At 69.8% G+C, this 25,515-nt stretch carries 25 protein-coding genes; 22 read left to right on the top strand and 3 right to left on the bottom strand.

Annotation, left to right across the window (positions count from 1 at the left end; all coding sequences use genetic code 11):
* The first annotated feature begins 4 nt into the window (after positions 1-4).
* Genes Q0747_RS07695 through Q0747_RS07660 form a run of 8 tightly spaced genes read left to right on the top strand, consistent with a single transcriptional unit; the run spans position 5 to position 7,494 of the window.
* Positions 5-2,098, top strand: coding sequence for a biotin carboxylase N-terminal domain-containing protein (locus tag Q0747_RS07695; RefSeq protein WP_298253275.1), 2,094 nt, complete (start codon positions 5-7; stop codon positions 2,096-2,098).
* Positions 2,095-3,267 carry an acyl-CoA dehydrogenase family protein gene (locus tag Q0747_RS07690; RefSeq protein WP_298253273.1) on the top strand — a complete coding sequence of 391 codons (1,173 nt, stop codon included), beginning with the start codon at positions 2,095-2,097 and terminating at the stop codon, positions 3,265-3,267. Before Q0747_RS07695 ends, Q0747_RS07690 begins: the two co-directional genes overlap by 4 nt.
* A 53-nt stretch (positions 3,268-3,320) precedes the next feature.
* Positions 3,321-4,118, top strand: coding sequence for a CoA transferase subunit A (locus Q0747_RS07685; protein WP_298253271.1), 798 nt, complete (start codon positions 3,321-3,323; stop codon positions 4,116-4,118).
* A gap of 2 nt (positions 4,119-4,120) precedes the next feature.
* Entirely contained in the window at positions 4,121-4,762 is a 642-nt protein-coding gene (locus Q0747_RS07680; protein WP_298253269.1) for a CoA transferase subunit B, read from the top strand.
* Entirely contained in the window at positions 4,759-5,289 is a 531-nt protein-coding gene (locus tag Q0747_RS07675) for a MaoC family dehydratase (protein WP_298253267.1), read from the top strand. Before Q0747_RS07680 ends, Q0747_RS07675 begins: the two co-directional genes overlap by 4 nt.
* A complete protein-coding gene (locus Q0747_RS07670) occupies positions 5,286-6,122 on the top strand; it encodes a CoA ester lyase (RefSeq protein ID WP_298253265.1) in 837 nt (278 codons plus the stop codon). The genes Q0747_RS07675 and Q0747_RS07670 overlap by 4 nt, the downstream gene beginning before the upstream one ends.
* Positions 6,119-6,664, top strand: coding sequence for a GNAT family N-acetyltransferase (locus Q0747_RS07665; RefSeq protein WP_298253263.1), 546 nt, complete (start codon positions 6,119-6,121; stop codon positions 6,662-6,664). The genes Q0747_RS07670 and Q0747_RS07665 overlap by 4 nt, the downstream gene beginning before the upstream one ends.
* 50 nt (positions 6,665-6,714) lie before the next feature.
* Complete coding sequence (locus Q0747_RS07660) at positions 6,715-7,494, top strand: hypothetical protein (protein WP_298253261.1); 780 nt, start codon at positions 6,715-6,717, stop codon at positions 7,492-7,494.
* A 76-nt stretch (positions 7,495-7,570) separates the two neighbouring features.
* Here Q0747_RS07660 and Q0747_RS07655 read toward each other — a convergent pair whose 3' ends face one another.
* Positions 7,571-7,759, bottom strand: a complete 189-nt coding sequence (locus tag Q0747_RS07655; protein ID WP_298253259.1) for a hypothetical protein — start codon at positions 7,757-7,759, stop codon at positions 7,571-7,573.
* A gap of 35 nt (positions 7,760-7,794) precedes the next feature.
* Entirely contained in the window at positions 7,795-9,432 is a 1,638-nt protein-coding gene (locus tag Q0747_RS07650) for an HNH endonuclease signature motif containing protein (protein ID WP_298253257.1), read from the bottom strand.
* A gap of 149 nt (positions 9,433-9,581) precedes the next feature.
* Between Q0747_RS07650 and dxr the strand changes: the two genes are divergently transcribed.
* From dxr to Q0747_RS07605, 9 genes are all read left to right on the top strand, one after another.
* Positions 9,582-10,853 carry a 1-deoxy-D-xylulose-5-phosphate reductoisomerase gene (gene dxr / locus Q0747_RS07645; protein ID WP_298253255.1) on the top strand — a complete coding sequence of 424 codons (1,272 nt, stop codon included), beginning with the start codon at positions 9,582-9,584 and terminating at the stop codon, positions 10,851-10,853.
* Complete coding sequence (locus tag Q0747_RS07640) at positions 10,850-12,193, top strand: RIP metalloprotease (protein WP_298253253.1); 1,344 nt, start codon at positions 10,850-10,852, stop codon at positions 12,191-12,193. The genes dxr and Q0747_RS07640 overlap by 4 nt, the downstream gene beginning before the upstream one ends.
* Before the next feature lie 39 nt (positions 12,194-12,232).
* A complete protein-coding gene (locus tag Q0747_RS07635; protein ID WP_298253251.1) occupies positions 12,233-12,841 on the top strand; it encodes an AsnC family protein in 609 nt (202 codons plus the stop codon).
* 154 nt (positions 12,842-12,995) lie between these two features.
* Positions 12,996-13,445 carry a hypothetical protein gene (locus Q0747_RS07630; protein ID WP_298253249.1) on the top strand — a complete coding sequence of 150 codons (450 nt, stop codon included), beginning with the start codon at positions 12,996-12,998 and terminating at the stop codon, positions 13,443-13,445.
* A 10-nt stretch (positions 13,446-13,455) separates the two neighbouring features.
* Complete coding sequence (locus tag Q0747_RS07625; protein ID WP_298253247.1) at positions 13,456-13,746, top strand: YciI family protein; 291 nt, start codon at positions 13,456-13,458, stop codon at positions 13,744-13,746.
* A 98-nt stretch (positions 13,747-13,844) separates the two neighbouring features.
* Complete coding sequence (ispG, locus tag Q0747_RS07620; protein WP_298253245.1) at positions 13,845-15,011, top strand: flavodoxin-dependent (E)-4-hydroxy-3-methylbut-2-enyl-diphosphate synthase; 1,167 nt, start codon at positions 13,845-13,847, stop codon at positions 15,009-15,011.
* Positions 14,965-15,867: a GNAT family N-acetyltransferase gene (locus Q0747_RS07615; protein WP_298253243.1), complete on the top strand. Its 903-nt coding sequence runs from the start codon at positions 14,965-14,967 to the stop codon at positions 15,865-15,867. The genes ispG and Q0747_RS07615 overlap by 47 nt, the downstream gene beginning before the upstream one ends.
* 99 nt (positions 15,868-15,966) lie before the next feature.
* Positions 15,967-17,766 carry a proline--tRNA ligase gene (locus Q0747_RS07610; protein WP_298253241.1) on the top strand — a complete coding sequence of 600 codons (1,800 nt, stop codon included), beginning with the start codon at positions 15,967-15,969 and terminating at the stop codon, positions 17,764-17,766.
* A 3-nt stretch (positions 17,767-17,769) separates the two neighbouring features.
* The gene (locus Q0747_RS07605; protein ID WP_298253239.1) at positions 17,770-18,582 is read left to right on the top strand and encodes a TSUP family transporter; all 813 of its coding nucleotides are present in this window, start codon (positions 17,770-17,772) and stop codon (positions 18,580-18,582) included.
* 6 nt (positions 18,583-18,588) lie between these two features.
* On the opposite strand, the gene Q0747_RS07600 is transcribed toward Q0747_RS07605, so the two are convergent.
* A complete protein-coding gene (locus Q0747_RS07600; protein WP_298253237.1) occupies positions 18,589-19,689 on the bottom strand; it encodes a DUF4439 domain-containing protein in 1,101 nt (366 codons plus the stop codon).
* A 104-nt stretch (positions 19,690-19,793) separates the two neighbouring features.
* Here Q0747_RS07600 and rimP point away from each other — a divergent pair, with 104 nt between their 5' ends.
* From rimP to rbfA, 5 genes are all read left to right on the top strand, one after another.
* A complete protein-coding gene (gene rimP / locus Q0747_RS07595; protein ID WP_298253235.1) occupies positions 19,794-20,444 on the top strand; it encodes a ribosome maturation factor RimP in 651 nt (216 codons plus the stop codon).
* A complete protein-coding gene (gene nusA / locus Q0747_RS07590; protein WP_298253233.1) occupies positions 20,434-21,423 on the top strand; it encodes a transcription termination factor NusA in 990 nt (329 codons plus the stop codon). The genes rimP and nusA overlap by 11 nt, the downstream gene beginning before the upstream one ends.
* Entirely contained in the window at positions 21,366-21,866 is a 501-nt protein-coding gene (locus tag Q0747_RS07585) for a YlxR family protein (RefSeq protein ID WP_367277686.1), read from the top strand. Before nusA ends, Q0747_RS07585 begins: the two co-directional genes overlap by 58 nt.
* Positions 21,867-21,990: 124 nt before the next feature.
* Positions 21,991-24,912 carry a translation initiation factor IF-2 gene (infB, locus tag Q0747_RS07580; protein WP_298253229.1) on the top strand — a complete coding sequence of 974 codons (2,922 nt, stop codon included), beginning with the start codon at positions 21,991-21,993 and terminating at the stop codon, positions 24,910-24,912.
* Between the two features lie 105 nt (positions 24,913-25,017).
* Positions 25,018-25,449: a 30S ribosome-binding factor RbfA gene (rbfA, locus tag Q0747_RS07575; RefSeq protein ID WP_148600883.1), complete on the top strand. Its 432-nt coding sequence runs from the start codon at positions 25,018-25,020 to the stop codon at positions 25,447-25,449.
* The last annotated feature ends 66 nt before the right edge of the window (positions 25,450-25,515 follow it).

Genomic DNA, 25,515 nt, shown 5'->3' with positions numbered 1-25,515 from the left:
CCAGATGAGCTCCAGCCCGACCTTCTCCAGCCCGACCTTCTCCAGCCCGACCTTCTCCAGCCCGGACACGTCCACCTGGCCCTTCGACACCGTCCTCGTCGCGAACCGGGGGGAGATCGCCAGCCGCGTGATCCGTTCCGTCCGCGCGCTCGGCCTGCGCTCCGTCGCGGTGTACAGCGATGCCGACGCCGATGCACGCCATGTCCGCGACGCCGATCTCGCGGTGCGCATCGGTGCTGCCGCGCCGTCGGAGAGCTATCTGTCCATCCCCGCCGTCCTGGAGGCCTGCCGGCGCACGGGTGCCGGCGCGGTGCACCCCGGCTACGGCTTCCTCAGCGAGAACGCCGCGTTCGCGGAGGCGCTCGAGGACGCGGGGATCGTGTTCATCGGGCCGTCGGTCCACGCACTGAACGTGATGGGTGACAAGATCCGGTCCAAGAACCACGTGGCCGGCTTCGACGTGCCCGTGGTGCCGGGCATCGCCGAACCCGGGCTCTCCGACGAGGAGCTCCTCCGGGCAGCGGACGACGTCGGCTTCCCCCTGCTCATCAAGCCCTCGGCCGGCGGTGGAGGCAAGGGCATGCATGACGTCCGGCGCACCGACGAGCTGCCGGAGGTACTGCTCACGGCCCGGCGCGTCGCCGCACGCGCGTTCGGCGACGACACCCTCTTCCTGGAGCGGCTCATCGAGCGTCCCCGGCACATCGAGGTGCAGGTCGTGGCCGACCAGCACGGCTCCGTGATCCACCTGGGTGAGCGCGAGTGCTCCCTGCAGCGGCGCCACCAGAAGGTGATCGAGGAAGCACCGTCGGCCCTGCTCGACGAGGCGACGCGGGAACGGATCGGCGAGGCCGCCTGCAACGCCGCACGCAGCGTCGACTACACCGGCGCCGGGACGGTCGAGTTCCTCGTCTCCGACGCCGCGCCCGACGAGTTCTTCTTCATGGAGATGAACACCCGCCTGCAGGTGGAGCACCCGGTCACGGAGCTCGTCACCGGGGTGGATCTGGTGGAGTGGCAGATCCGCATCGCCGCGGGGGAGCGCCTGCCCATGGTGCAGGACGACGTCGTCCTCACCGGCCACGCGGTGGAGGCCCGCGTGTACGCCGAGAATCCCGAAGCCGGGTTCCTGCCGTCCACGGGCACCGTCGTCGCGCTCGCCGAGGCCGCGGGGGAGGGCGTCAGGGTGGACAGCTCGCTCCTGCTCGGAGGCACCGTCTCGTCGTCGTACGATCCCATGCTGGCCAAGGTGATCGCCTGGGGGACGGACCGGAGGCAGGCGCTGGACCGGCTCGATGCGGCGCTCGCCGACACCGTGGTGCTGGGGGTGGACACGAACATCGAGTACCTCCGCCTGCTCGTGAACGACGACGACGTGCGGGCCGCAAGGCTCGACACCACCATGATCGAGCGGAAGCTCCCCGATCTCGCGTTCCGGACGCTGAGCCCGGAGGAGCTCGCGCTCGCTGCGGTGCTGCTCGTCGAGGCGGACGCGCCGACGAGCGCGTCCTCCCCGTGGCGGCGCGGGGACGGCTTCCGGCTCGGGGCACCCCGGCCCCGCACGATCGACCTGGAGCACGCCGGCGGCACCACCGTGGTCGGTCTCCGGCAGGAGGCGACCGGGTGGAGTGCCACGATCGACGACCGCACGATCTCGGTCAGCACCGGAGGCACGGCCGTCGACGGCCTCCGGTCGCGGCGGCAGCACACCGTCGACGGTGACACGGTCTGGCTGGGCGACGCAGGTTTCTCCGCGCGCATCAGGCGGCTCGGCCGCAGGGAGCTGCTCGACGTCGTCCTGTCGCGGATCGAGCGCGAGGAGGGCTCGGCCGATCCGGCGGTCCGCAGCCCCATGCCGGGCACCGTCGTCTCGGTCGCGGTCGAGGACGGCGCACTCGTCGAGGCGGGGGACGTGCTCGTCGCCGTCGAGGCCATGAAGATGGAGCACCAGCTCACCGCCGGCCTCTCCGGAATCGTCCGCCTGTCGCTGAAGCCCGGCGATCTGGTCAGGGCCCAGCAGATCGTCGCCACCATCGAGAGTCACGCACACACACCCGACAGTCCCACAGCCAGTCCCACGGAAGGCAGCGCAGCATGAACTTCGAATTGAGCGAGGAATACCAGGATCTCGTCGACACGGTCCGCGAGTTCGCCGACGAGGTGGTGGCCCCGGTCTCGGCCAAGCACGACGCCGAGCACAGCTTCCCCTACGAGGTGGTCAAGCAGATGGCCGACATGGGCCTATTCGGCCTGCCGTTCCCGGAGGAGTACGGCGGAATGGGCGGCGACTACTTCGCGCTCTGCCTCGCGCTCGAGCAGCTGGCCCGCGTGGACCAGTCCGTGGCGATCACCCTCGAGGCAGGGGTGTCCCTCGGCGCCATGCCGGTGTACCGGTTCGGCACCGAGGAGCAGAAGCAGCAGTGGCTGCCCTCGCTCGCCGCGGGTACGGCCCTCGGTGGCTTCGGCCTGACGGAGTCCGAGGCCGGGTCCGACGCCTCAGGGACGAAGACGACGGCGAAGCTCGAGGAGGGTGCGAACGGCTCCGAGTGGGTGATCAACGGCACGAAGGAGTTCATCACGAACTCCGGCACCGACATCACCTCGCTCGTCACCGTCACGGCCGTCACCGGGACGTCGGAGCGCCCGGACGGCACGGTGAAGAAGGAGATCTCCACCATCCTGGTGCCCTCGGACACGCCGGGCTTCACCGCGGAGAAGGCGTACGACAAGGTGGGCTGGAACGCCTCCGACACGCACCCGCTGACCCTCAAGGACGTCCGCGTCCCCGAGGCGAATCTGCTCGGTGAGCGGGGCCGCGGCTACGCCAACTTCCTGCAGATCCTCGACGAGGGCCGGATCGCCATCGCCGCGCTCGCCACGGGTGCCGCGCAGGGCTGCGTGGAGGAGTCGATCAAGTACGCCGGCGAGCGCATGGCGTTCGGCAGCAACATCGGCTCCTACCAGTCCGTCCAGTTCAAGATCGCGCGCATGAAGGTCCGTGCCGACACGGCCCGCCTGGCCTACTACGACGCCGCGTCGCGGATGCTCGCGGGCAAGCCCTTCAAGACGCAGGCCTCGATCGCCAAGCTCGTGGCCGGGGAAGCCGCCATGGACAACGCTCGCGATGCCACGCAGATCTTCGGCGGGTACGGGTACATCAACGAGTTCCCGGTCGCGAGGCACTATCGTGACTCGAAGATCCTCGAGATCGGAGAGGGGACCACGGAGGTCCAGCTCATGCTCATCGCGCGGGAGCTCGGTCTGTAGGCCTTCGAGCCGACATTCTCACAGGCGTATCGGACAGCAGCGAAGGAGACGCAGTGATCAACAAGGTGCTCGACAGTGCGGAGGAGGCCGTCGCGGACATCCCCGACGGCGCGTCCCTGGCGGTCGGAGGCTTCGGGCTCTGCGGCATCCCCGTGGCGCTCATCGACGCCCTGCATGCGCGGGGGACGTCGGAGCTGGAGACGATCAGCAACAACTGCGGTGTGGACGGCTGGGGCCTCGGGAGGCTGCTCTCCGATCACCGGATCCGCCGGACCATCAGCTCCTACGTGGGGGAGAACAAGGAGTTCGCCCGCCAGTACCTCTCCGGTGAGCTCGAGGTGGAGCTCACCCCGCAGGGCACGCTCGCCGAGAAGCTCCGGGCGGGCGGGGCCGGGATCCCCGCCTTCTACACGACGGCGGGTGTCGGCACCCAGGTGAGCGAGGGCGGGCTGCCGCAGCGGTACGACGCCGAGGGCGGGATCGCCGTCGCCTCGAAGCCGAAGGAGGTGCGCTCGTTCGACGGCATGGACTACGTGCTCGAGGAATCGGTGCGCCCGGACTACGCGCTGGTCCATGCCTGGAAGGGCGACCGGCACGGCAATCTGGTGTTCCACGCGACGGCGATGAACTTCAATCCGCTGTGTGCCCAGGCCGGGAGGATCACGATCGCCGAGGTCGAGGAGCTCGTGGAGCCGGGGGAGCTCGATCCCGCCGAGGTCCACACACCGGGCATCTTCGTGCAGCGCGTCGTCCTCGCCCCCGACGTGGAGAAGCGCATCGAGAAGCGGACGGTCTCCCTGCACGGCGCGCCCGATCCGCAGGCCGGCCTGAACGCACCCGAAGGAGCATGAGCATGGCACTGACGCGCAACGAACTCGCCGCCAGGGTGGCGCAGGAGCTGAAGAACGGCCAGTACGTCAATCTGGGCATCGGCATGCCCACGCTGATCCCGAACTACATCCCCGACGGCGTGGAGGTGGTGCTGCACTCGGAGAACGGCATCCTCGGCGTGGGGCCCTACCCCACGGAGGAGGAGCTGGACCCGGATCTGATCAACGCCGGCAAGGAGACCGTCACCGCCAATGCCGGGGCGGCGTTCTTCGACTCGGCCGCGTCCTTCGGCATGATCCGGGGAGGGCACGTGGACGTCGCCGTCCTCGGTGCCATGGAGGTGGCGCAGAACGGTGATCTGGCCAACTGGATGGTGCCCGGCAAGATGGTCAAGGGCATGGGCGGGGCCATGGACCTGGTGTTCGGGGCCAAGCGCGTGATCGTGATGATGGAGCACGTGGACCGCTCCGGACGTCCCAAGATCGTCGAGGCCTGCTCGCTGCCGCTGACCGGCAAGGGCTGCGTGGACAGGATCGTCACCGATCTCGCCGTGATCGACGTCGGACCGGACGGCCTCGTGCTGCGTGAGACAGCACCCGATGTCTCCACGGACGACGTCGTCGCCGCCACGGGAGCGCCCTTGCGGATCGAGCTCGAGGCGTGAGCGACGCTCCTGGACAGGACACCCGAAGGACTGGATCCACCCGGGACGTCATCGTGCAGCGCGGACTGTACGTCGACGAGCTCGTGGTCGGCGCCGTGTACGCGCACCGGCCCGGGCGCACGCTGACCGAGGCCGACAACGTCCTGTTCACCACGCTCACCATGAACACGCAGGCGCTGCACCTCGACGCCGCGTGGTCCGCCGAGCAGCCGTTCGGGCAGCGACTCGTGAACTCCATGCTGACCCTGGCGACGCTCGTGGGGCAGTCGGTCGCGCAGCTCACGCAGGGCACCATCGTGGCGCAACTCGGGCTCACCGACGTGGCGTTCCCGAAGCCGCTGTTCCACGGCGACACGCTGTACACCCAGACGGAGATCACCGGGGTGCGGCCGTCGTCGTCGCGCCCTGGCCAGGGCATCGTCTCCATGGCGCACACCGGTCGGAACCAGCACGGCGACGTCGTGGCGACCGCCACGCGCTCGGTGCTCATGTGGTCCTCCGCGGAGCAGCGGGACGGCGCGTCGTGAGTGCCGGCGTGCTGGGCCCGGCCCTGCTCTTCTGCCCTGCGGACCGGCCCGAGCGCTACGCCAAGGCGGCCGACCGGGCCGATACCGTGATCCTCGATCTCGAGGACGCCGTCGCTCCCGCTGCCAAGGCCGCCGCGCGGCAGGCGCTCGCGGACTCGGCGCTGGAGGAGTCTCCGCTGGACCCCTCACGGACCGTCGTGCGGGTCAACGGCGTGGGGACCCCGGACTTCGCGCTCGACTGCGAGGCCGTGCGCGGCACCGTCTACCGCACGATCATGCTCGCCAAGACGGAGTCGGCGGACGATGTCGCAGCGCTCCGTGAGGTCCTCGGAGATGTCTCGGTCATCGCGCTGTGCGAGACGGCAAGGGGCGTCGTCGAGGCCGTGTCGATCGCCCGGGCGGAGGGCGTCGTCGCGCTCATGTGGGGTGCGGAGGATCTCGTGGCCTCGCTCGGTGGAACCTCCAGTCGCACGGCGTCGGGTACCTATCGTGCGGTGGCGCTGCAGGCGCGCTCGCAGGTGCTGCTCGCGGCCGGTGCTGCCGGTGTCCTCGCGATGGATGCGGTGTACGTGGACATCGCGGACACGGCAGGGCTCAAGGAGGAGGCCGACGACGCCGTCGCGTCGGGCTTCGGGTCGAAGGCCTGTATTCATCCCGGTCAGGTCGCAACCATCCGTGCGGCCTTCGCGCCCACCGACGACGAGGTGGAGCATGCCCGGGCCCTGCTTGCTGCGGCGGAGCACGAGCGTGGAGTGTTCACCTACGAGGGCAGGATGGTCGACGAGCCGATCCTCCGGCATGCCCGCAGTGTGATCGCCAGGGCCGGTGCTTGAGCGATTCGAGGGCGCCCGGGCAGCTCGATCTCTGGCGATTGCGTCCTGCCGATTCCTCTGATGCTGCCTTCCTCGCCGAGATGCTCGTCGCCGCCGCGTTCTGGCGTCCCGACGGTCCGAGCGGGAGCGTTGCGGAGGTCCTGAGCCGGCCGGAGCTCGCGCACTACATCGCGGACTGGCCTCGTACCGGTGGTCTCGGTGCTGACCTCGGCGTCGTCGCGCTGGAGGGACAGCAGCGCGTCGGAGCCGCGTGGCTCCGGTTCTTTCCCGAGCGTGATCCCGGCTACGGCTTCGTGGACGAGGCCACGCCCGAATTGTCGATCGGCGTCGTTCGGGCCCGGCGGGGACGCGGGATCGGGTCGCGGCTGCTCGATGCGCTGATCAGTGAGGCACGCGGACACGGGCTGCCGTGCCTGAGCCTGAGCGTGGAGCCGGACAACCACGCCAGGCGTCTGTACGAGCGGGTGGGCTTCCGCACGGTCGGGGGAGTCGGGGGCTCATCGACCATGGTCCTGCGGCTCCAGAAACCGACCGACACCTGAGCGGACCAGGGCGCATCCGGGCTTCCCGCCGACGACGATAGGGTGAGCAGATGGTCCCGGACTCCGAGATGCTTCTGGCAGGACCCCGCGGACGGCGGTTGTGCCTGGAACTGGTCATGGAGATGAGTTCCGAGATCAGGTCTGCCGCGTTCTGGCTCGCGCACGATCTGGACCCGGGGAAGGGTACGTCCCGGGTGATCCTGACCGCGGTCCCCGACGCCGCAGAGGATCCGCTGCCGATACCGTCCACCGCGGACTTCGTGACCGCCGTGGGCTCGCTCGACGTGGCGGGGGTGGATGGCGAGCTCCTCGACCGGGCGCTGGCCCAGGCGGTTGACACGTCCCATCCGTGGCAGGAGCCGGACGGGGAGGACGTCCTCGCGGGCCTTCCCGAGGTCAGGACCGCACTTGCCCCTGTCGCCCGGTACGTGGCGGCGTTGCCGTCCACACAGTGGTGGTCGCAGGGCAGGCAGGTCGAGCAGTGGGCGATCGACTGGCGATCACCCGACGACCCTGCACCGCTGGGGAGAAACCCAGCCCAGTTGCTCTCGACCTGGGCGCGCGCCGCACGAGTCGAGGAGGTCCGTGCCCAGAAGGAAAGACCGCGTGACCCCACAGCACTCTTGTCGGGAACGTGGTGGTCCTTCCCGCAAGGCGCCCTCCAGTCGATCGGGAGCATACCGCTCGGTCTGGGCCTGATCGAGGATTCGCTGGGCCGGGAGCACGCCACGACGATCTGGCTGACGGACTCCGCACGGGAGTGGGAGGGCGGTCGGCGGCAGTGGCGTCGTCCTACTTATCAGGACACCTGGGAGAACGTCGACGTCTGAGACGAGTACTTCCTCGACCCGTTCTGCGGGTGGACACTCGAGAGGACGTCGTTCGGCCGGCGGTCACCGGATCGCTTCACGAGATGTGACGCGTGCCCTCGACGTATCGTGTATCGACCAGCCGGCTGGAGAAGATGACGCCACCCTCGAATCGATCCTGGATCTCCTCAGCCGGTGCTGCCGCCTCGGCGTGCGTCTCGAAGACTGCCAGCACAGTGTTGTCCGGCGTCTCGTCGTGCCACCCGATGCACGCCGTCCGAATCACATTCCGAGTTTCGGTTTTCTGAGTTGAGGCGCTCCTCAGAAGGGCGGAGGCGAGTCGACTTGACGGATCGGCTCGGGGCGTATCGCAAGGTCCAGATCCTGCAGGACGCGCGCCGTGGCAGACAACCCGGGTTCTGCCGGTGGTGGCTCGGGCGGCGTCGTGTAGGTGCGGCCACCCGGTGAAAGCCAGGTCAGCGCACCCTCAGTATTCGGCGTCGGGGTCCAGTCCGTCTGGTGCTTGAGCATGTGGTGCCGTTTGCAGGCGGGGTAGAGATTCTCCGCACTGGTCGAGCCGTCGTGGGCCCAGGCCAGCAGATGATCGAGATCGCACTGACTGGCCGGGCGGGAACACCCGTAGAAGCTGCAGGTCTTCTCCCGCACCTGGACCCACGTCCGCAGGTCCTCGCTCGGCCGGTATCGTGTGCGATCCAGACCGAGGACCGCTCCCGTGTAGGGATGGGTGAGTAAACGCAGCCACGAGGTGGCGTCCGCGGCCAGCTTCCGGGCGGCGTCGGCGGGGATCGGGCCGTAGCCCTCGAGTTCCGCCGGCTCATCGGTGAGACCCATGAGGGAGAACACCGGGACGGTGACGACGATCTTCGCCGACTGCGACCGGGATACCTGGCCAGGTCTGCTGCCCTCGCTGCGTGCCGAGCCACGCGGGTCGAGGAGCATGTCAGCCAGGACATCGGCCCTTAGCTGCGCCAGCATGCGCGGCTCGTCCGGCACCCGAAGACTGTGGGCGACCGCATCGAGCGAGGTATGGATCGCCAGTGCCTGCTCGGCGGGCAGATAGGCGCTCAGCCACGCCATCCCGTCGCGATCCGGCTCGAAGACCACGCACCTGTCCGACTCCGCCCTGACCCGCCGCGCGATCAGCGTCTCCGGGTGGAGCTTCTCGCGAAGACGTCGGCACCGCGCCGTGAGCCGAGGCCGGTTGAGGTCTCCCGCCACCTGCAGGATCTCGGACTCGAAGGCGTGCACGGCGTCGTCCGGCAGGGTGCGGGACTGCTCGACGATCACCGAGGCCCGCGCAGCGCAAATGGTCCCCTGCTCCAAAGCCACCAGAGTGTTCGTCAGCTCACCGGTCAGGGTGAGTGACTCCGAGACGACGCGGGCAGCGGCACCCTCCGACAGCTTGAGCAGTGCTGCGGTCTCCGCGACCGTCTCCGTCAGTGCCAGGGACGAGGATGCGCCGGACCAGGAATGGTGCTCGGAGCGACTGAAGGAATGGACCTTCGCGATCAGGCGTGCTCGCTGAGCAGCGGCCCAGGATGCCAGCCGATCCGTTGCTCGCAGCAGATCCAGAGTGGTCGCGAGACTGGGTGGATTACTTGCGACGGCCTCCTGCAGCAGGCCCACGAGTCCAGCGGCAGACGCTTCCTCGACCCGGGCACGAGCGTGCTCGTCGGAACTCGCGGCGTCGCAACCCGATTCCTGTAACCGAGAATCAGCGGACCCTGCAGCCTCGGACCCTGCAGCATAGGACCCTGCAGCCTCGGACCAGGCCATACCTGCCCACTGGGCGCCGACACCAAGAGCATCGGGCCGGGCATCGTCGGTCACTTCCCGGTACGCGGACTCCAAAGCTGCCTCGTACGAATCCGCGGGCCATCCCCAGCTCGCCTCGTGGTAGGCGTCTTCGATGGGCAGCGTTGCCGATCCGGTGGACATACTCCATTCGATCACCCGGCACCGACAGAATAGCCGCCATCCAAGGGCTCACCGAGGCCCACTCATGAACAGATTTCTCCTGGACAGTGGGTGGCGGTTGAGGCGTAGCCAGAGGCGTGCGCACCAGGGGACTGCGGGATACTGGGGACATGGATTTCAGCAACCCCACCCGTGAGCACCGACGCGTCTCCATCCTCGGATCCACGGGCTCGATCGGCACGCAGGCCCTCGACGTCATCGCCGCCGCACGGAATCGGTTCAGCGTCGCAGGACTCAGCGCAGGGGGACGTCAGCTGGATCTCCTCGCCCGGCAGGCCGTGGCCGTCCGTGCCCCGGCGGTCGGGGTGGCCCAGGGCTCGGAGACCGACCTCGAGCGGGCCATCGGCACGGCTGCGGATGCCGCCGGGATCAGCGGGTACGCTCCGGAGCTCTTCACCGGGCCCGGCGCCGCTGCCCGCATCGCGGCCTGGCCCGACGCCGACGTCGTGCTCAACGGGATCACCGGATCGATCGGACTGGAGCCCACCCTCGCGGCGCTCGCAGCCGGACACCTGCTGGCCCTGGCCAACAAGGAGTCGCTGATCGCAGGGGGAGCCCTGGTCCGCGCTGCTGCCGCTCCCGGACAGCTCGTGCCCGTGGACTCGGAGCACTCGGCCCTCGCCCAGGCGCTGCGCGGCGGCACGGCGGACGAGGTGGACCGATTGGTCCTGACGGCCTCGGGCGGCCCGTTCCGCGGCATGACGCGGGCCCAGCTCCGGCACGTCTCCCCGGCGCAGGCCGTGGCGCACCCCACCTGGGACATGGGCCGGGTCATCAGCACCAACTCGGCGTCCATGGTCAACAAGGCGCTCGAGGTCATCGAGGCGCACCTGCTGTTCGACATCCCGCTGGAGCGTATCGACGTCGTCGTCCATCCGCAGTCCGTGATCCACTCGATGGTGCAGTTCGTGGACGGGTCCACGCTGGCGCAGGCCTCACCGCCCGACATGCGTCTGCCCATCGCCCTCGGCATCGGCTGGCCGTTCCGCGTCCCCGGATCCGCGAGGGCCTGCGACTGGTCCCGGCCCGCCGCCTGGCACTTCGAGCCCCTGGACGAGGACGCCTTCCCTGCGATCACCCTGGCCAAACGGGCAGCTGCCGAGGGTGGCACGCGCATGGCCGCCTACAACGCCGCGAACGAGGAGGCCGTGGACGCCTTCCACGACGGACTGATCGGGTTCACCGACATCGTCGACACGGTCGCCGCCGTCGTCGAGGACCAGCGCGCCCTGGACCCCGGAAGCAGGGAGGAGGACCTGACGCTCGACGCCGTCCTCGAGGCCGAGCGCTGGGCACGGACGAGGGCGCGGATCCGTTGTGGTATGGAGGTATCGCCGCAGGGTGCGGCAGCAGGCTCGCCAGGCCAGAAGGAAGACTCGTGACCGTTCTCCTGTTCGTCGTCGGGGTGCTCGTCGTCGTGGTCGGTGTCGCCGCATCGATCGCGCTGCACGAGGTGGGCCACCTGGTGCCGGCGAAGCTGTTCAAGGTCCGTGTGACGCAGTACATGGTGGGCTTCGGCCCCACCCTCTGGTCGAGGCGGCGCGGCGAGACCGAGTACGGGATCAAGGCGATCCCCGCCGGCGGGTACGTGTCGATGGTGGGCATGTTCCCGCCCCCGTCATCGGAGACCGGTGCGGTGCGCCAGTCCAGCACCGGAGTGTTCCAGCAGCTCGCCAGCGACGCCCGGCAGGTCGCGGCGGAGCAGTTGCAGCCCGGCGACGAGGACCGCGTCTTCTACCGCCTGCCCATCTGGAAGCGCATCATCATCATGCTGGGCGGCCCGCTGATGAATCTCCTGATCGGGACGGTGCTCTTCGCCGTCCTCATCATGGGCTTCGGCACCGCGCAGCCCACCACCACCATCTCCTCGGTGTCCGAGTGCGTCGTCCCCGCGAGCCGGCAGGCCGCCACCGCCCAGACGGAGTGCACGCCCGACGACCCCGCCGCGCCGGCCTACCAGGCGGGCCTCCTCCCCGGCGATCGCGTGGTCGCGTTCGACGGCCGCGAGGTCAACGACTGGAACGAACTCTCCGGCTGGATCCGGGAGGCAGCAGGACGCGACGTCGGCATCACCTACGTGCGCGACGGAGGGCGCATCGACGCCACCATCAGGCCCCTGCTCACCGAGCGGCCGGTTGCGGCCGACGACGGAACGGCGCTGGTCGACGACGACGGCGTGGCCGTGATGCAGGAGGTGGGTTTCATCGGCGTCGGCTCCCTGGAGGAACTGGTGCCGCAGCCCGCGAGTGAGGTGCTGCCCGCCGTCGGTGATTCGCTCAGCAGTGTGGCGGGCGTGGTGCTGCACCTGCCGCAGCGCGTGGTCGAGGTGGGGCAGGCGGCCTTCTCGGACGCCCCGCGCGACCCCGAGGGGCCCATCAGCGTGGTCGGTGTGGGGCGCATCGCGGGGGAGATCTCGGCGATGGAGGAGATCCCGGTGGTCTCCCGTGCCGCGACACTGGTAGGCCTCGTGGCCGGCGTCAATCTGGCCCTGTTCGTGTTCAACCTGATCCCGCTCCTGCCGCTCGACGGCGGGCACGTGGCCGGTGCTCTCTGGGAGGGACTGCGCCGCGGCGTCGCGCGTCTGCTCAAGCGCCCCGACCCCGGGCCGTTCGACATGGCGAGACTCCTACCGCTGACCTATGCCGTGGCCATCCTCTTCATGGGGATGGGCGTGCTGCTGATCTATGCGGATATCGTGAAGCCGGTCGATCTCTTCGGCTGATCGGTTGTAATTTGCAATTCAACCGAATACGGTTGATGTATGTTCGTCCTGACGATCGATCAGCAGGGAAGCCGCTCCTCCACCGACCGTATCCCGGAGCTGCTCGGCCTCCTCCGGCACGTCCCGACCATCCTCCCGTGGGAGCGCTCGGTCGGCGACGAGGCGCAGGGGGTCGTGGCCCACGCGCCCGACGTCGTCGAGGCCGTCCTCGCCTGCCTGCGCGACGGTGGATGGTACGTGGGGATCGGTATCGGGGAGGTGGAGCAGCCCTTCCCGGAATCCTCCCGCGAGGGACGCGGCTCGGCCTTCGTGTCGGCCAGGACGGCCGTGGAGCGCGCGAAGAAGACGGGGGACAGGGCGCCGGTGGCCGTGGAGGGACCGGAGGGTTCCGCCGAGGCGGAAGGCGTGCTCGCCCTCCTCGGTCGCCACATCATGGCCCGCTCCGAGGCGGAGTGGCGGATCCTCGATCTGCTGCAGCCCGACACGCGCGGGACGCAGACCGCCGTCGCACGCACACTCGGCATCAGCCCGCAGGCCGTCAGCAAGGCTGCCGCCCGCGCCGCCTGGCAGGAGGAGCTCGCCGTCCGTCCCGCCGTCGCACGATTGCTCGCCTGGGCCGACGACGGCGTGGAGCCACAGCAGGTCTGAGCGGCCGAACCAGCAGGAACGACCGTCCGGGCGCCCGCAGAACGGTGGTATCTGCGATCTCGGCGGCAGGGAGGGACGACGCGCGGTGAAGGGGGGTGCCGTGCGGTAGACAGGGACCAGCAGACAGAGGGACCAGCAGAGAACAGGAGGGGTGATGGACGCACTGTGGATCGTGGTGGCACTGCTCGTGGCAGGGGCCCTCGGCTCACCCGTGACCACGCTCGTCCTGCGTCTGGCGCGATCGGTGGACTCGGCGCAGCGACGCCGGGACGACCCACCCGAACCGGCGGACCAGCCACAGCTCGACCTGCCCGCTCCACCGGCGGAGCCACCGAGCATCGAGGTCAGCGCGGTGCCACCCGGTGTGCTGCGTGGCGGGCTGGTCATCGGGATCCTCGAGCGGCTCGCCGTGACGGTCGCCATCCTCGGCGGCCAGCCGGTCGCCATCGCCTATGTCGTCGCGGTCAAGGCCCTCGGCCGCTACTCCGAGCTCAGGGAGTCCCCGGCGGCCTCGGAGCGCTTCATCATCGGCACGCTGACGTCGCTCTTGTGGGCAGCGGGCGTGGCCACGCTCGTCAAGGTCTACCTGCTGGGAGTCACGTAGGGTGAGGAGCATGAGTATCTTCGCCGTCGAGTACGTGTACGACCCCGACCAGGAGGACCTCCGGGCCGAGCACCGCCCCGAGCACAGGGTCTGGCTGGAGGGGCTCGTGGAGCAGGGTCGCGTTCTCGCGTCCGGACCGTTCGCCGATGGCAGCGGGGCCCTCCTCGTCTTCTCCTCCGACACCGAGTCCCACCTCAACGAGCTCGTGGGCCAGGACCCCTTCGCGCGGGAGGGTGTCATCTCGGCCGTCAAGACCACCGCCTGGAATCCTGTGATCGGTGTGTTCAAGGACCTCGTGTGAGCCGGCTCGAAGCGGCGTCCGCGGGCGCGGCCCGGGTGGATAATGGACACAGGAAGTTCGTCTGATTCGCGGCCACGGCCGCCAGCATGGAGGATGTCTTGACCTCGGTCAACCTAGGAATGCCAGAAGCACCACCGCCCGTTCTCGCACCCCGGCGCAAGACCCGGCAGATCAAGGTCGGTGCGGTGGGCGTCGGCTCGGACTCGCCGATCAGCATCCAGTCGATGACGACCACACCGACCACCGACATCAACGCCACGCTGCAGCAGATCGCCGAGCTGACCGCGACCGGGTGCGACATCGTCCGCGTGGCCTGCCCCTCGCCGGATGACGCCGCGGCACTGCCGATCATCGCGAAGAAGTCCCAGATCCCCGTGATCGCCGACATCCACTTCCAGCCGAAGTACGTCTTCGCGGCGATCGACGCCGGATGCGCCGCGGTCCGCGTGAACCCCGGGAACATCCGGAAGTTCGACGACCAGGTCAAGGAGATCGCCGCCGCAGCGAAGGCCGCCGGCACCTCGATCCGGATCGGCGTCAACGCCGGTTCCCTGGATCCCCGGCTCATGGAGAAGTACGGCAAGGCGACGCCCGAGGCCCTCGTGGAGTCCGCCGTCTGGGAGGCGTCCCTGTTCGAGGAACACGACTTCCACGATTTCAAGATCTCCGTCAAGCACAACGACCCCGTGGTCATGGTGCGCGCGTACGAGCTGCTGGCCGAACGCGGTGACTGGCCCCTCCACCTCGGCGTCACGGAGGCCGGCCCCGCGTTCCAGGGCACCATCAAGTCGGCGACGGCCTTCGGCGCCCTGCTCTCCCAGGGCATCGGTGACACCATCCGCGTCTCGCTGTCGGCCCCGCCGGTGGAGGAGATCAAGGTGGGCAACCAGATCCTCCAGTCCCTGAACCTGCGCCCGCGCAAGCTCGAGATCGTGTCCTGCCCCTCGTGCGGCCGGGCACAGGTCGACGTGTACACCCTCGCCGAGGAGGTCACGGCCGGCCTCGAGGGTATGGAGGTCCCGCTGCGCGTGGCCGTCATGGGCTGCGTGGTCAACGGACCGGGCGAGGCCCGCGAAGCCGACCTGGGTGTCGCCTCCGGCAACGGCAAGGGGCAGATCTTCGTGAAGGGAGAGGTCATCAAGACCGTTCCCGAGGACCAGATCGTCGAGACGCTCATCGAGGAAGCCATGCGGCTCGCGGAGGAGATGGGTGAGGCTGATGGCGAGACTGCTGGCCCGGGTGGCCCCATGGTTACCGTTAGCTAAGCCCGTCGCCGATCCGGAGGGGCCCTGGTCCTTCCGCGTCCTGGGCGCGGACGACACGAGGGACCTGTGGTCCATCGTCAACACCGACCCCGTGGCCAATGTCTTCATCGCGGCGCACCTCGAGGCGATGCGCACCGCAGCGCCCTCACCGGCCGGCGGCGAGATCGTGGGCATGTTCCGTCACGGCGTGCTCCGGGCCGCCTGCTGGGCAGGGGTCAATCTCGTGCCGATCGGCGTGATGGACGAGACGGGTGCCATCTTCGGCGACCATCTGGGGCGGTCCGGGCGATCGTTCTCGTCCATCTTCGGGCTCTCCGAGGGTGTGATGGATCTCTGGTCCACCCTCGAGGACTACGGGGGAGAGCCGTTCGACGTGCGGCCCAGCCAGCCCCTGCTGGTCATCGACTCGGAACCGCTGATCGACGCGGCGCCCGATCTGCGCCTCACACGCTCCGACGAGCTCGACCTGCTCCTCCCCGCCTGCGCGGCGATGTTCGAGGAGGAGGTGGGCTACTCGCCGTTCATCGGCGGCTCGGAGCACTACCGGCGGCGCGTGGCAACCCTGATCGGCAAGCGGCACTCGCTCGTCGCCACCGGGGACGACGGTGAGGTGGTCTTCAAGGCCGAGCTGGGAACCGTCTCCTCGCAGGTGGCCCAGATCCAGGGTGTCTGGATGAACCCGGACCACCGCGGCAAGGGGCTGAGCGCCGCCTACATTGCCGGCGTCGTCGTCGCGGCCCGTTCCCTGGCGCCGACCGTGAGCCTCTACGTGAACTCCTACAACGCCCGCGCCATCGCCGCCTACAAGCGCGTGGGCTTCGAGCAGCAGGACACCTTCGCGACCATCCTGTTCTGAGGGGCACGACGGCGGACCGGCTAGATTGATACCTGTTGTCTCCCGCCGCCCGGCGGGACGGCGGATGGCAGTGCCCGATACATACGAACGGATTCCCGCGTGGTCTTACGACTCTCGACCCTTTTCCTGCGCACGCTGCGCGACGACCCCGCCGAGGCCGAGGTGGCCAGCCATCGCCTCCTGGTGCGCGCGGGCTACATCCGCCGCGCGGCACCGGGCATCTACAGCTGGCTGCCGCTGGGACTGAAGGTGCTGGCGCGGGTGGAGGCCGTCATCCGCGAGGAGATGGAGGAGATCGGTGCGCAGGAGGTGCACTTCCCTGCCCTGCTGCCCAAGGAACCCTACGAGGCCACGAACCGCTGGACCGAGTACGGCGACGGTATCTTCCGGCTGCAGGACCGCAGGGGTGCGGACTATCTCCTGGCACCCACGCACGAGGAGATGTTCACGCTGCTCGTGAAGGACCTCTACACCTCGTACAAGGACCTGCCGGTACGGCTCTTCCAGATCCAGACCAAGTACCGCGACGAGGCCCGCCCCCGTGCCGGCCTGCTCCGCGGCCGCGAGTTCATCATGAAGGACTCCTACTCGTTCGACATCGACGACGAGGCGCTGGAGGAGAGCTACCGGCTGCACCGCGCCGCATACGTGCGGATCTTCGAGCGGCTCGGCCTCGAGGTCATCCCGGTCACGGCGACGGCCGGGGCCATGGGTGGATCCAGGAGTGAGGAGTTCCTGCACCCCACGCCGGTCGGGGAGGACACCTTCGTGCGCTCCGCCGGCGGCTACACGGCCAATGTCGAGGCCGTCACCACCGTGGTGCCCGACGCCATCGACTTCACGGCGGCGCCGGCGGCGGAGGTCCACGACACACCGGACACTCCGACCATCAGCACGCTCGTGGACCACGCCAACGCGTCGGCACCGCGGGACGACCGCGCGTGGACCGCCGCCGACACCCTGAAGAACGTGGTCCTGGCCGCGCGGCTTCCCACGGGCGAACGGGAGATCCTCGTGGTCGGCGTCCCCGGGGACCGCGCCGTGGACCTCAAGCGCATCGAGGCCACCATCGCCGGGCACCTCGGCTCCGGCGGGGAGGTGGCCGTGGAGACCGCCACCGAGGAGGACCTGGCGAAGCACCCCGGCCTCGTCAAGGGCTACATCGGCCCCGGTCTGTCCCTCGACGACCCCGTGCTCGGCGCGGACGCCAGGACGGGCCTGCGGTATCTCGTGGACCCCCGCGTGGTCAGCGGCACGGCCTGGATCACGGGCGCCAACGAGCCCGGCCGGCACGTGTTCGGGCTGATCGCCGGGCGCGACTTCGGCTGGGACGGCACCATCGAGGCGGTCGAGGTCCGGGAGGGCGACGAGGCCCCCGACGGCTCCGGGCCCCTCATCGCGGCCCGCGGCATCGAGATGGGCCACATCTTCCAGCTCGGCCGGAAGTACGCGGAGGCACTCGGGCTCAAGGTCCTGGACCGCAACGGCAAGCTCGCCACCGTGACCATGGGCTCCTACGGCGTCGGCGTGACGCGCGCCATCGCCGCCCTGGCGGAATCGAACCACGACGACCGCGGGATCATCTGGCCCCGCAACGTGGCCCCGGCCGATGTGCACCTCGTGGCCACGGGCAAGGGGACCGAGGTGTACGAGGCGGCGGAGAAGCTCGCCGCGGAGCTCGAGTCCGACGGTCTGACCGTGCTCTACGACGACCGTCCCAAGGTCTCGCCGGGCGTGAAGTTCGGCGACGCCGAGCTCATCGGCGTACCCACCATCGTCGTCGTGGGCCGGGGGTTCGCCGAGGGCGTCATCGAGGTCAGGGACCGCCGGACGGGTGAGGCCCAGAACGTTCCCGTGGACGAGACGGCGGCGTTCCTGCGCCGGCTCACGGCACACTAGGACGTGGTCTCCGGGCTCGAGGAGATCCACCTCGCCACAATCGTGCTGGTCCTCGTGGCCGGCTTCTCGGCGGGCTGGGTGGACGCCGTCGTGGGCGGCGGGGGACTGCTGCAGCTCCCGGCGCTCCTGCTGGTCCCCGGCATCAGCCCCGTGCAGGCGCTGGCGACGAACAAGCTCGGCTCCATCCTCGGGACCACCACGAGTGCCGTCACCTACTACCGACGGGTGCACCCGGATCTCCGCACGGCGCTCCCCATGGCCGGGGTGGCCCTGGTGGGCAGCTTCGGCGGGGCGATCCTCGCGGCGTCCCTGCCGTCGTCGGTGTTCAAGCCCGTCATCGTGGCCGCCCTCGTCGCGGTCGCGGTGTTCACGGCGCTGAAGCCCACGGTGGGAACATTGACGAGGCTGAAGCACCGGGGTGCCCGGCACCACGGGACGGCTGCGGGGATCGGTCTGGTGATCGGCTTCTACGACGGCCTGATCGGCCCCGGCACCGGATCCTTCCTGATCATCGCGATGGTGACCCTGCTCGGGTACAGCTTCCTCGGGGCCAGCGCGAAGGCGAAGATCGTCAACATGGCGACCAACTTCGGTGCGCTCATGTTCTTCCTGCCCAACGGGTCCATCCTGTGGGGGCTGGGTCTGCTGCTCGGGGCGGCGAACATGGCCGGCGGGTACCTCGGCTCGCGGATGGCCGTCAGCAGGGGCAGCACCTTCGTGCGGGTGGTGTTCCTGGCCGTCGTCGGCGCTCTGATCCTGAAACTCGGCTACGACGTGTGGGTCGAGAATCTCCGCCCCCTCGTCTCCGGTTCCTGACCGACGTCACGGCGCATCGACCACCAGGCCGGGCAGGGCGTCCAGCGGCGTCCCGGCCGCGAGACTGCGCTGGGCCGCTGCGTTGAAGGACGCGACGATCCAGGCGCGGCCCCCCGGACCGACCGTGGGCAGCAGACCCGCGTAGAGCTCGGCCCGCTCCTGGTCGACGTCGCGGAGTGCTGCCACGGGATCGGCACGGAACGCCGCGTCGATCGTGTAGGCGAGGGGCGCGGGCGGAACGGTCACGCACAGCTCGGCGAGTCTCGCCGCCGCGGCGGCGGCGAGATCCGCGTGGAGCCGCGCGCGGACGAGCGCCGGCGCGGGGTCGTCCAGGAGGCCTGCGGCGACCTCGTACCCATACCCGGCCTGCTCCTCCGCACTCCGGGCGGACTGCAGCGCCACCCTGTCGGCCTCCGGGCCCAGCGGTGTGCCGGCGCACGCCCCGGCCTGGCCCGGCTCCTGACCCTCCGCCTGGCCCGGCTCCTGCCCGACGGCGGGCTCGCCTGCGGTCACAGCGGCGGTCACCGTGGCGTCGGGCGACGGGAGGCCGGGTTCGACGCCGAGTGCCTCCCCGAGCAGGACGGCGTGGCGCCACTGGTTCGCGCCGGCCGCCGCGAGGACCCGACCGGGGCCGGGGTCGGCCGTCACGGCGTCCCGCAGGCTGCGGAGCGCACTCTCCCGCAGGGCCGGGAGCAGGTCGGCAGCGGACCCCGGGGTCGCGGCAGGGGTGAGCGGTGGCACCGAGAGTGCGGGAGCGGTTCCGCCGCCGGGAGGGCGCGGCAGCGCGACGGCGGCGGCCTGCACGTCGAGATCAGCGGCGAGGGGAGCCAGCCGGGCGGCGAGCGCGGGATCCGTCCCGGTCGCCGCCCGCGCCTGCTCGGCGAGCGTCCTGAAGCGACCCTCGGCGTCGAGCTGGGCCTGCTGCGCAGCGGATGACACGATGCGGTGCCCGTCGGCAGTCCCACCGCCCAGCCCGAGCGTGAGCAGGACGAGCACCAGGACGAACCCGGCGGCGACCCGGAGGAGCCACGGGCCCGCGGAGCGTGGCCGGCCGGGCGCGGACGCAGGGTCGACGTGCTCCTCCTCCACCCACCCTCGCCCGGTCACAGGTCACGATGCTCCCACGGGCGGCCCCGTGCCGTCCCGTCCACACGCGGTGCTGCGGAATATCGGTACTCTTGGAGGACAACATCATCGAGTGGGAGGCAGCCATGGCAGTCCGGTCCGGGAACGATCAGCAGGCCTCGATCCGCAGAAGCACCCTCGAGGCCGAACTCCGGGTCGAAGCGCAGCGCGTGCGCACCAGACTGCAGCCCGTCGTCGAGCAGCACAACCTCTATCTGGAGGACGTGGACATCAAGGTGGCAGGCTCCCACCGGACCGTGAACGTGGTCGTCGACCTGCCCGAGGGCGCCTCCGGAAGCGTGGGCCTCGATGTGATCTCAGCGATCTCCGGCGATCTCTCCGCAGCCATGGACGCCTCCCCGGAGGACGACGACCGCCCGTACAGCCTGGAGATCTCCTCGCCCGGTGTCTCCCGTCCCCTCACCGAACCACGGCACTGGCGCCGCAACGTGGGACGGATGATCGAGGTCAAGCAGGTGAACGGTGACCTGGTGCTCGGCCGCCTGCAGGAGGTCACCGACGACGGCGTCCGGATCCTCCCGCAGCTGCCGGTCAAGAAGGGCATGAAACCCAAGCAGGGCGACCCGCAGCTGCTGCCCTTCGGCAGGATCAGCAGGGGAACGGTCCAGGTCGAATTCGCCCACGCCGACGACGAACACCACGAACACTCCGAGGGGACCGATCCGGAGACCTCCGGCGACGTGCACCACGGGCAAGGAGACCCACATGGACATTGACATGAGTGCGCTGAGACTGCTGGAACGGGAACGGGAGATCCCGCTGGACCGGCTGATCCCCACGATCGAGCAGGCCCTGCTCATCGCCTACCACCGCACGCCCGGCGCCCACGAGAAGGCCCGGGCGGAGCTGGACCGGCGGAACGGCCACGTGGTCATCTGGGCCATCGAGACGGACGAGAACGGAGAGAACGTCGGCGAGTTCGACGACACGCCCACGGGCTTCGGGCGCATCGCCTCGAGCACCGCGCGGCAGGTCATCCTGCAGCGCCTGCGCGACGCGGAGGACGAGAACATCCTGGGCGAGTTCCGCGGCAAGGAGGGCGAGCTCGTCGCCGGCATGATCCAGCAGGGCAACAACCCGCACATGGTGCAGGTCAACCTCGGCACCGTGGAAGCCGTCCTGCCACCTCCCGAGCAGGTCCCGGGCGAGAAGTACCTGCACGGGTCGCGCCTCCGGGCATTCGTCGTCGACGTGCATCGCGGCATGAAGGGCCCGTCCATCACCCTCTCGCGCTCCCATCCGGGGCTCGTCCGGAAGCTCTTCGAACTCGAGGTGCCGGAGATCGCGGACAGGACCGTGGAGATCGTCGCCCTGGCGCGGGAGGCAGGGCACCGGACCAAGATCGCCGTGAAGGCGAACCTGCCGGGCGTCAACGCGAAGGGTGCGTGCATCGGCGAGATGGGCAGCAGGGTCCGTGCCGTCATGAGCGAACTGAACGACGAGAAGATCGACATCGTCGACTACAACGACGACGCCGCCGCCTTCATCGCGAGCGCCCTCTCGCCGTCGCGCGTGACCTCGGTGACCATCACCGACGAGGCGACCAGGTCGGCCCGTGTCGTCGTCCCGGACTACCAGCTCTCCCTGGCCATCGGCAAGGAGGGTCAGAACGCCCGCCTGGCGGCGAAGCTCACCGGATGGCGGATCGACATCGTCTCCGACGCGGCCAGGCCGACGCAGGCGGCGGAGGCCTGACACGCGCGGTCGGGTCTGCGTCCGGGAATGTAAGGGGTAGAATGGAACCGACTGCTGTCGAGTTGTGCCCGGAGGAACACGGGCGCCGTCAGGAGGACACCCAGCCACGACGCACGTGTGTCGGGTGTCGCCTGCGTGACCGCCAGTCACACGTGATACGGATCGTCGCACGATCGATCGACGGACAGCTTGCCGCCGTCATCGACGAGCGGCGCCGACTGTCCGGACGGGGAGCCTGGCTGCACCCCGACCCGGCATGCCTGGACACGGCCGTCAAACGGAGAGCCTTCAACAGGGCCTTCCGCGGGCCGGTGGACACCGCGCAGTTCGCGGTGGACTTCCGCGCATACCTGGAGCGTCGAGACGGACGCTCCGACCCACCATCGCCCTCCCCGAAAGCGGGTCAGCACCCTCATGGAAATCCGATGAGCACCCAGCGATGAGTGCGCAACGATGATCAATCCGTTGCGCTCTGCACTCGATGTACCGACCGCCCCGGCGGCCGGGACCAGCAGTAGGAAATAGACGGTTCGTGCCTGACTCGGTGCGGACCGAGACAGGAGAAATGTGGCCAAGGTCCGCGTACATGAACTCGCCAAAGAGCTCGGTATAACCTCGAAAGACGCAGTTGCGAAACTGCAGGAACTGGGCGAATTCGTCCGTTCAGCCTCATCCACCATCGAGGCCCCCGTCGTGAAGAAGCTTCGCGGCGCATTCCCCGATGCCGTGGCCAAGCCCGCCACCGCTCCGGCGCGACCGGCCGCCCCGGCACCCTCGGGGCCGAAGCCCGGCGCCGCCCAGGCCACCCCGGAGGCACCCGCTGCGGCAGCACCTGCTGCGGAGGCACCCTCGGTACCTTCACCGGCGGCACCGGCTCCGGCAGCACCCTCGACGCCGGCCGAGGCGACGCCCCAGAGCTCGCCCTTCTCCGGTGGAACGGGTGCACAAGCGCCTGCCGCCGAGACGCCGGCCGCCCAGACGCCCGCCCCGCAGGCGCAGGGCGAGCAGGAGACGGGCAGCCGGCCCGGACCCCGTCCGGCCACCCCGCCACCGGCCGCACCGTCGGCAGCGACCCGTCCCTCGGGCGCCCGCCCCGGTGGTGCGCCGCGTCCGGGGAACAACCCCTTCGCGCCCTCGCAGGGCATGGGTTCCCGCCGCGGGGACACCGATCGTGGTGCCGACCGCGGTGCCGAGCGCCCACCGCGCCCGGGGAACAACCCGTTCGCACCGTCGCAGGGCATGCCCCGACCCGGACGACGCGACGACACGCAGCAGCGCCCCGCCGCCGCCGGAGCGGGTGGACCCCGTCCGGCCGCAGGTGCGGGTGGACCGCGCCCCGGCGCACCCCGTCCCGGGGCCCCGCGCCCCGGTACACCCGGCTCGCGTCCCACTCCCGGCATGATGCCGAATCGCACCGAACGCCCGGCGGCCCCGGGCCGCGGAGCGCCCGGTGCAGGAGCCGGCCCGCGCCGCGGACCCGGCGGAGCACCCAACAGCCCCAGCGGCGCACCCGCCGGTGGCGGCTTCGGCAAGGGCGGCCGCGGTCGCGGCGGTACCGCCGGAGCCTTCGGCAAGGGCGGCGCCGGTCGCGGCAAGCAGCGCAAGTCGAAGCGGGCGAAGCGGCAGGAACTGGAGCAGATGTCGGCTCCGTCGCTGGGTGGCGTGAGCGTACCCCGCGGAGACGGCACCTCGACGGTGCGCCTGCGCCGCGGATCGTCCATCACGGACTTCGCCGACAAGATCGAGGCGAACCCGGCCGCGCTCGTCACCGTGCTGTTCCACCTCGGTGAGATGGCCACCGCGACCCAGTCGCTGGACGAGGAGACGTTCGAGGTGCTCGGTACCGAACTCGGGTACAAGATCCAGGTGGTCTCGCCCGAGGACGAGGAGCGCGAGCTCCTGAGCAGCTTCGACATCGACTTCGACGCCGAGCTCGAGGCCGAGGGCGACGATCAGCTCGAGGCCCGTCCGCCGGTGGTCACGGTCATGGGCCACGTGGACCACGGCAAGACGCGTCTGCTCGACGCCGTGCGCAACACCAAGGTGGTCGAGGGCGAGCACGGTGGCATCACCCAGCACATCGGTGCCTACCAGATCCAGCACGTCCACGAGGACGCCACGCGCGCCATCACCTTCATCGACACCCCGGGCCACGAGGCGTTCACCGCCATGCGTGCCCGTGGTGCGAAGGTCACGGACATCGCGGTGCTCGTGGTGGCCGCCGACGACGGCGTCATGCCGCAGACGGTCGAGGCCCTGAACCACGCCCAGGCCGCCAACGTGCCGATCGTCGTCGCCGTCAACAAGATGGACAAGGAAGGCGCGAACCCGGACAAGGTCAAGGGCCAGCTCACCGAGTACGGCCTGGTGCCCGAGGAGTACGGCGGCGACACGATGTTCGTGCACGTCTCCGCACTCCAGGGGATGGGTATCGACGAACTCCTCGAGGCCGTCCTGCTCACCGCCGATGCAGCGCTGGACATGCGGGCGAACCCGAACAAGGATGCCCGCGGCATCGCGATCGAGGCCAACCTCGACCGCGGGCGCGGCGCCGTGGCCACGGTGCTCGTCCAGTCCGGAACGCTCAATGTCGGGGACACCATCGTCGCGGGTACGGCCCACGGGCGTGTGCGTGCGATGTTCGACGAGAACGGCGACGTCGTCACCACGGCGGAGCCCTCGCGTCCCGTCCAGGTGCTGGGTCTGTCCAACGTCCCCCGTGCCGGCGATACGTTCTTCGTCACCGACGACGAGCGCACCGGTCGCCAGATCGCCGAGAAGCGCGAGGCGGCGGACCGCAACGCGGCTCTCGCCAAGCGCCGCAAGCGCATCAGTCTCGAGGACTTCGACCAGGCCGTCGCCGATGGCAAGGTGGACACCCTCAACCTCATCCTCAAGGGTGACGTCTCCGGTGCCGTCGAGGCGCTCGAGGACTCGCTCCTCAAGATCGACGTGGGGGAGGGCGTGCAGCTGCGCGTCATCCACCGCGGGGTCGGGGCGATCACGCAGAACGACGTCAACCTGGCGACGGTCGACAACGCGATCATCATCGGCTTCAACGTGAAGCCGGCCGAGCGCGTGGCGGATCTCGCCGAGCGCGAGGGCGTGGACATGCGCTTCTACTCGGTCATCTACGCCGCGATCGACGACATCGAGCTCGCTCTCAAGGGCATGCTCAAGCCGGAGTACGAGGAGGTGCAGCTCGGTACCGCAGAGGTCCGCGAGGTGTTCCGGTCCTCGAAGGTCGGCAACATCGCAGGCTCGATCGTCCGCTCCGGGATCATCCGGCGCAATTCCAGGGCCCGTGTCCTGCGCGACGGCAAGGTGGTCGGGGACAATCTCTCCGTCGACTCGCTCAAGCGCTTCAAGGACGACGCCACCGAGGTCCGCACGGACTTCGAGTGCGGTATCGGCCTGGGCTCGTTCAACGACGTCAAGGAAGGCGACACCATCGAGACCTTCGAGATGCGGGAGAAGCCCCGCGCGTAGCACCTCGGTCGGACCAGGCGCCCCGGGACACGGGGCGCCTGGTCCTGTCGGACCCCCGGACCCCAGCGGGGTCCGATCATCTTCGTGTCAGTAGGAGAAAGAGCCATGGCAGATCCGGCCCGCGCCGCGCGGCTCGCGCAGCGCATCAAAGTCATCGTCGCCGAAGCACTGCGGCGCCGTGTGAAGGATCCACGACTGGAAGCCGTGACCATCACGGACTCCCGCGTGACCAACGACCTGCAGCACGCCACCCTCTACTACACGGTGCTGGGTGACCCTGCCGAGCAGCAGGCCACGAGGATGGCCCTCGAATCCGCGCGCGGTGTGCTGCGGTCCGAGGTGGGCAGGAACATCACGGCGCGGCTGACGCCGACGCTCGAGTTCGTCCCGGACGAGGTGCCGGTCAATGCGAGTCACCTGGAGGAACTGCTCCAGCGGGCCCGTGAGCGCGACGCCGAAGTGGCGGAGATCGCCCAGGGTGCAGACTTCGCGGGGGACGCCGATCCGTACCGGACCGCCGACGAGGCGGACCGCTAGGGAAGCGGACAGCACACCCGGGAGCACAGGGGCAGCGGACCGGACGGTCCGCTGCCCCTGTGTCTG

It is taken from the genome of uncultured Arthrobacter sp. (genome assembly GCF_947493765.1).
Classification (GTDB): domain Bacteria; phylum Actinomycetota; class Actinomycetes; order Actinomycetales; family Micrococcaceae; genus Arthrobacter_D.
Note: the sequence above shows the minus strand (reverse complement) of the source record. Positions and strands in the feature narration are given on the sequence as shown.

Coding starts and splice junctions, on each gene's coding strand:
- Q0747_RS07695 (WP_298253275.1), top strand. CDS start 5: ATGAGCTCCAGCCCGACCTTCTCCAGCCCGACCTTCTCCAGCCCGACC.
- Q0747_RS07690 (WP_298253273.1), top strand. CDS start 2,095: ATGAACTTCGAATTGAGCGAGGAATACCAGGATCTCGTCGACACGGTC.
- Q0747_RS07680 (WP_298253269.1), top strand. CDS start 4,121: ATGGCACTGACGCGCAACGAACTCGCCGCCAGGGTGGCGCAGGAGCTG.
- Q0747_RS07660 (WP_298253261.1), top strand. CDS start 6,715: ATGGTCCCGGACTCCGAGATGCTTCTGGCAGGACCCCGCGGACGGCGG.
- Q0747_RS07650 (WP_298253257.1), bottom strand. CDS start 9,432: ATGTCCACCGGATCGGCAACGCTGCCCATCGAAGACGCCTACCACGAG.
- dxr (WP_298253255.1), top strand. CDS start 9,582: ATGGATTTCAGCAACCCCACCCGTGAGCACCGACGCGTCTCCATCCTC.
- Q0747_RS07635 (WP_298253251.1), top strand. CDS start 12,233: ATGTTCGTCCTGACGATCGATCAGCAGGGAAGCCGCTCCTCCACCGAC.
- Q0747_RS07630 (WP_298253249.1), top strand. CDS start 12,996: ATGGACGCACTGTGGATCGTGGTGGCACTGCTCGTGGCAGGGGCCCTC.
- Q0747_RS07625 (WP_298253247.1), top strand. CDS start 13,456: ATGAGTATCTTCGCCGTCGAGTACGTGTACGACCCCGACCAGGAGGAC.
- Q0747_RS07615 (WP_298253243.1), top strand. CDS start 14,965: ATGGCGAGACTGCTGGCCCGGGTGGCCCCATGGTTACCGTTAGCTAAG.
- rimP (WP_298253235.1), top strand. CDS start 19,794: ATGGCAGTCCGGTCCGGGAACGATCAGCAGGCCTCGATCCGCAGAAGC.
- nusA (WP_298253233.1), top strand. CDS start 20,434: ATGGACATTGACATGAGTGCGCTGAGACTGCTGGAACGGGAACGGGAG.
- Q0747_RS07585 (WP_367277686.1), top strand. CDS start 21,366: ATGGCGGATCGACATCGTCTCCGACGCGGCCAGGCCGACGCAGGCGGC.
- rbfA (WP_148600883.1), top strand. CDS start 25,018: ATGGCAGATCCGGCCCGCGCCGCGCGGCTCGCGCAGCGCATCAAAGTC.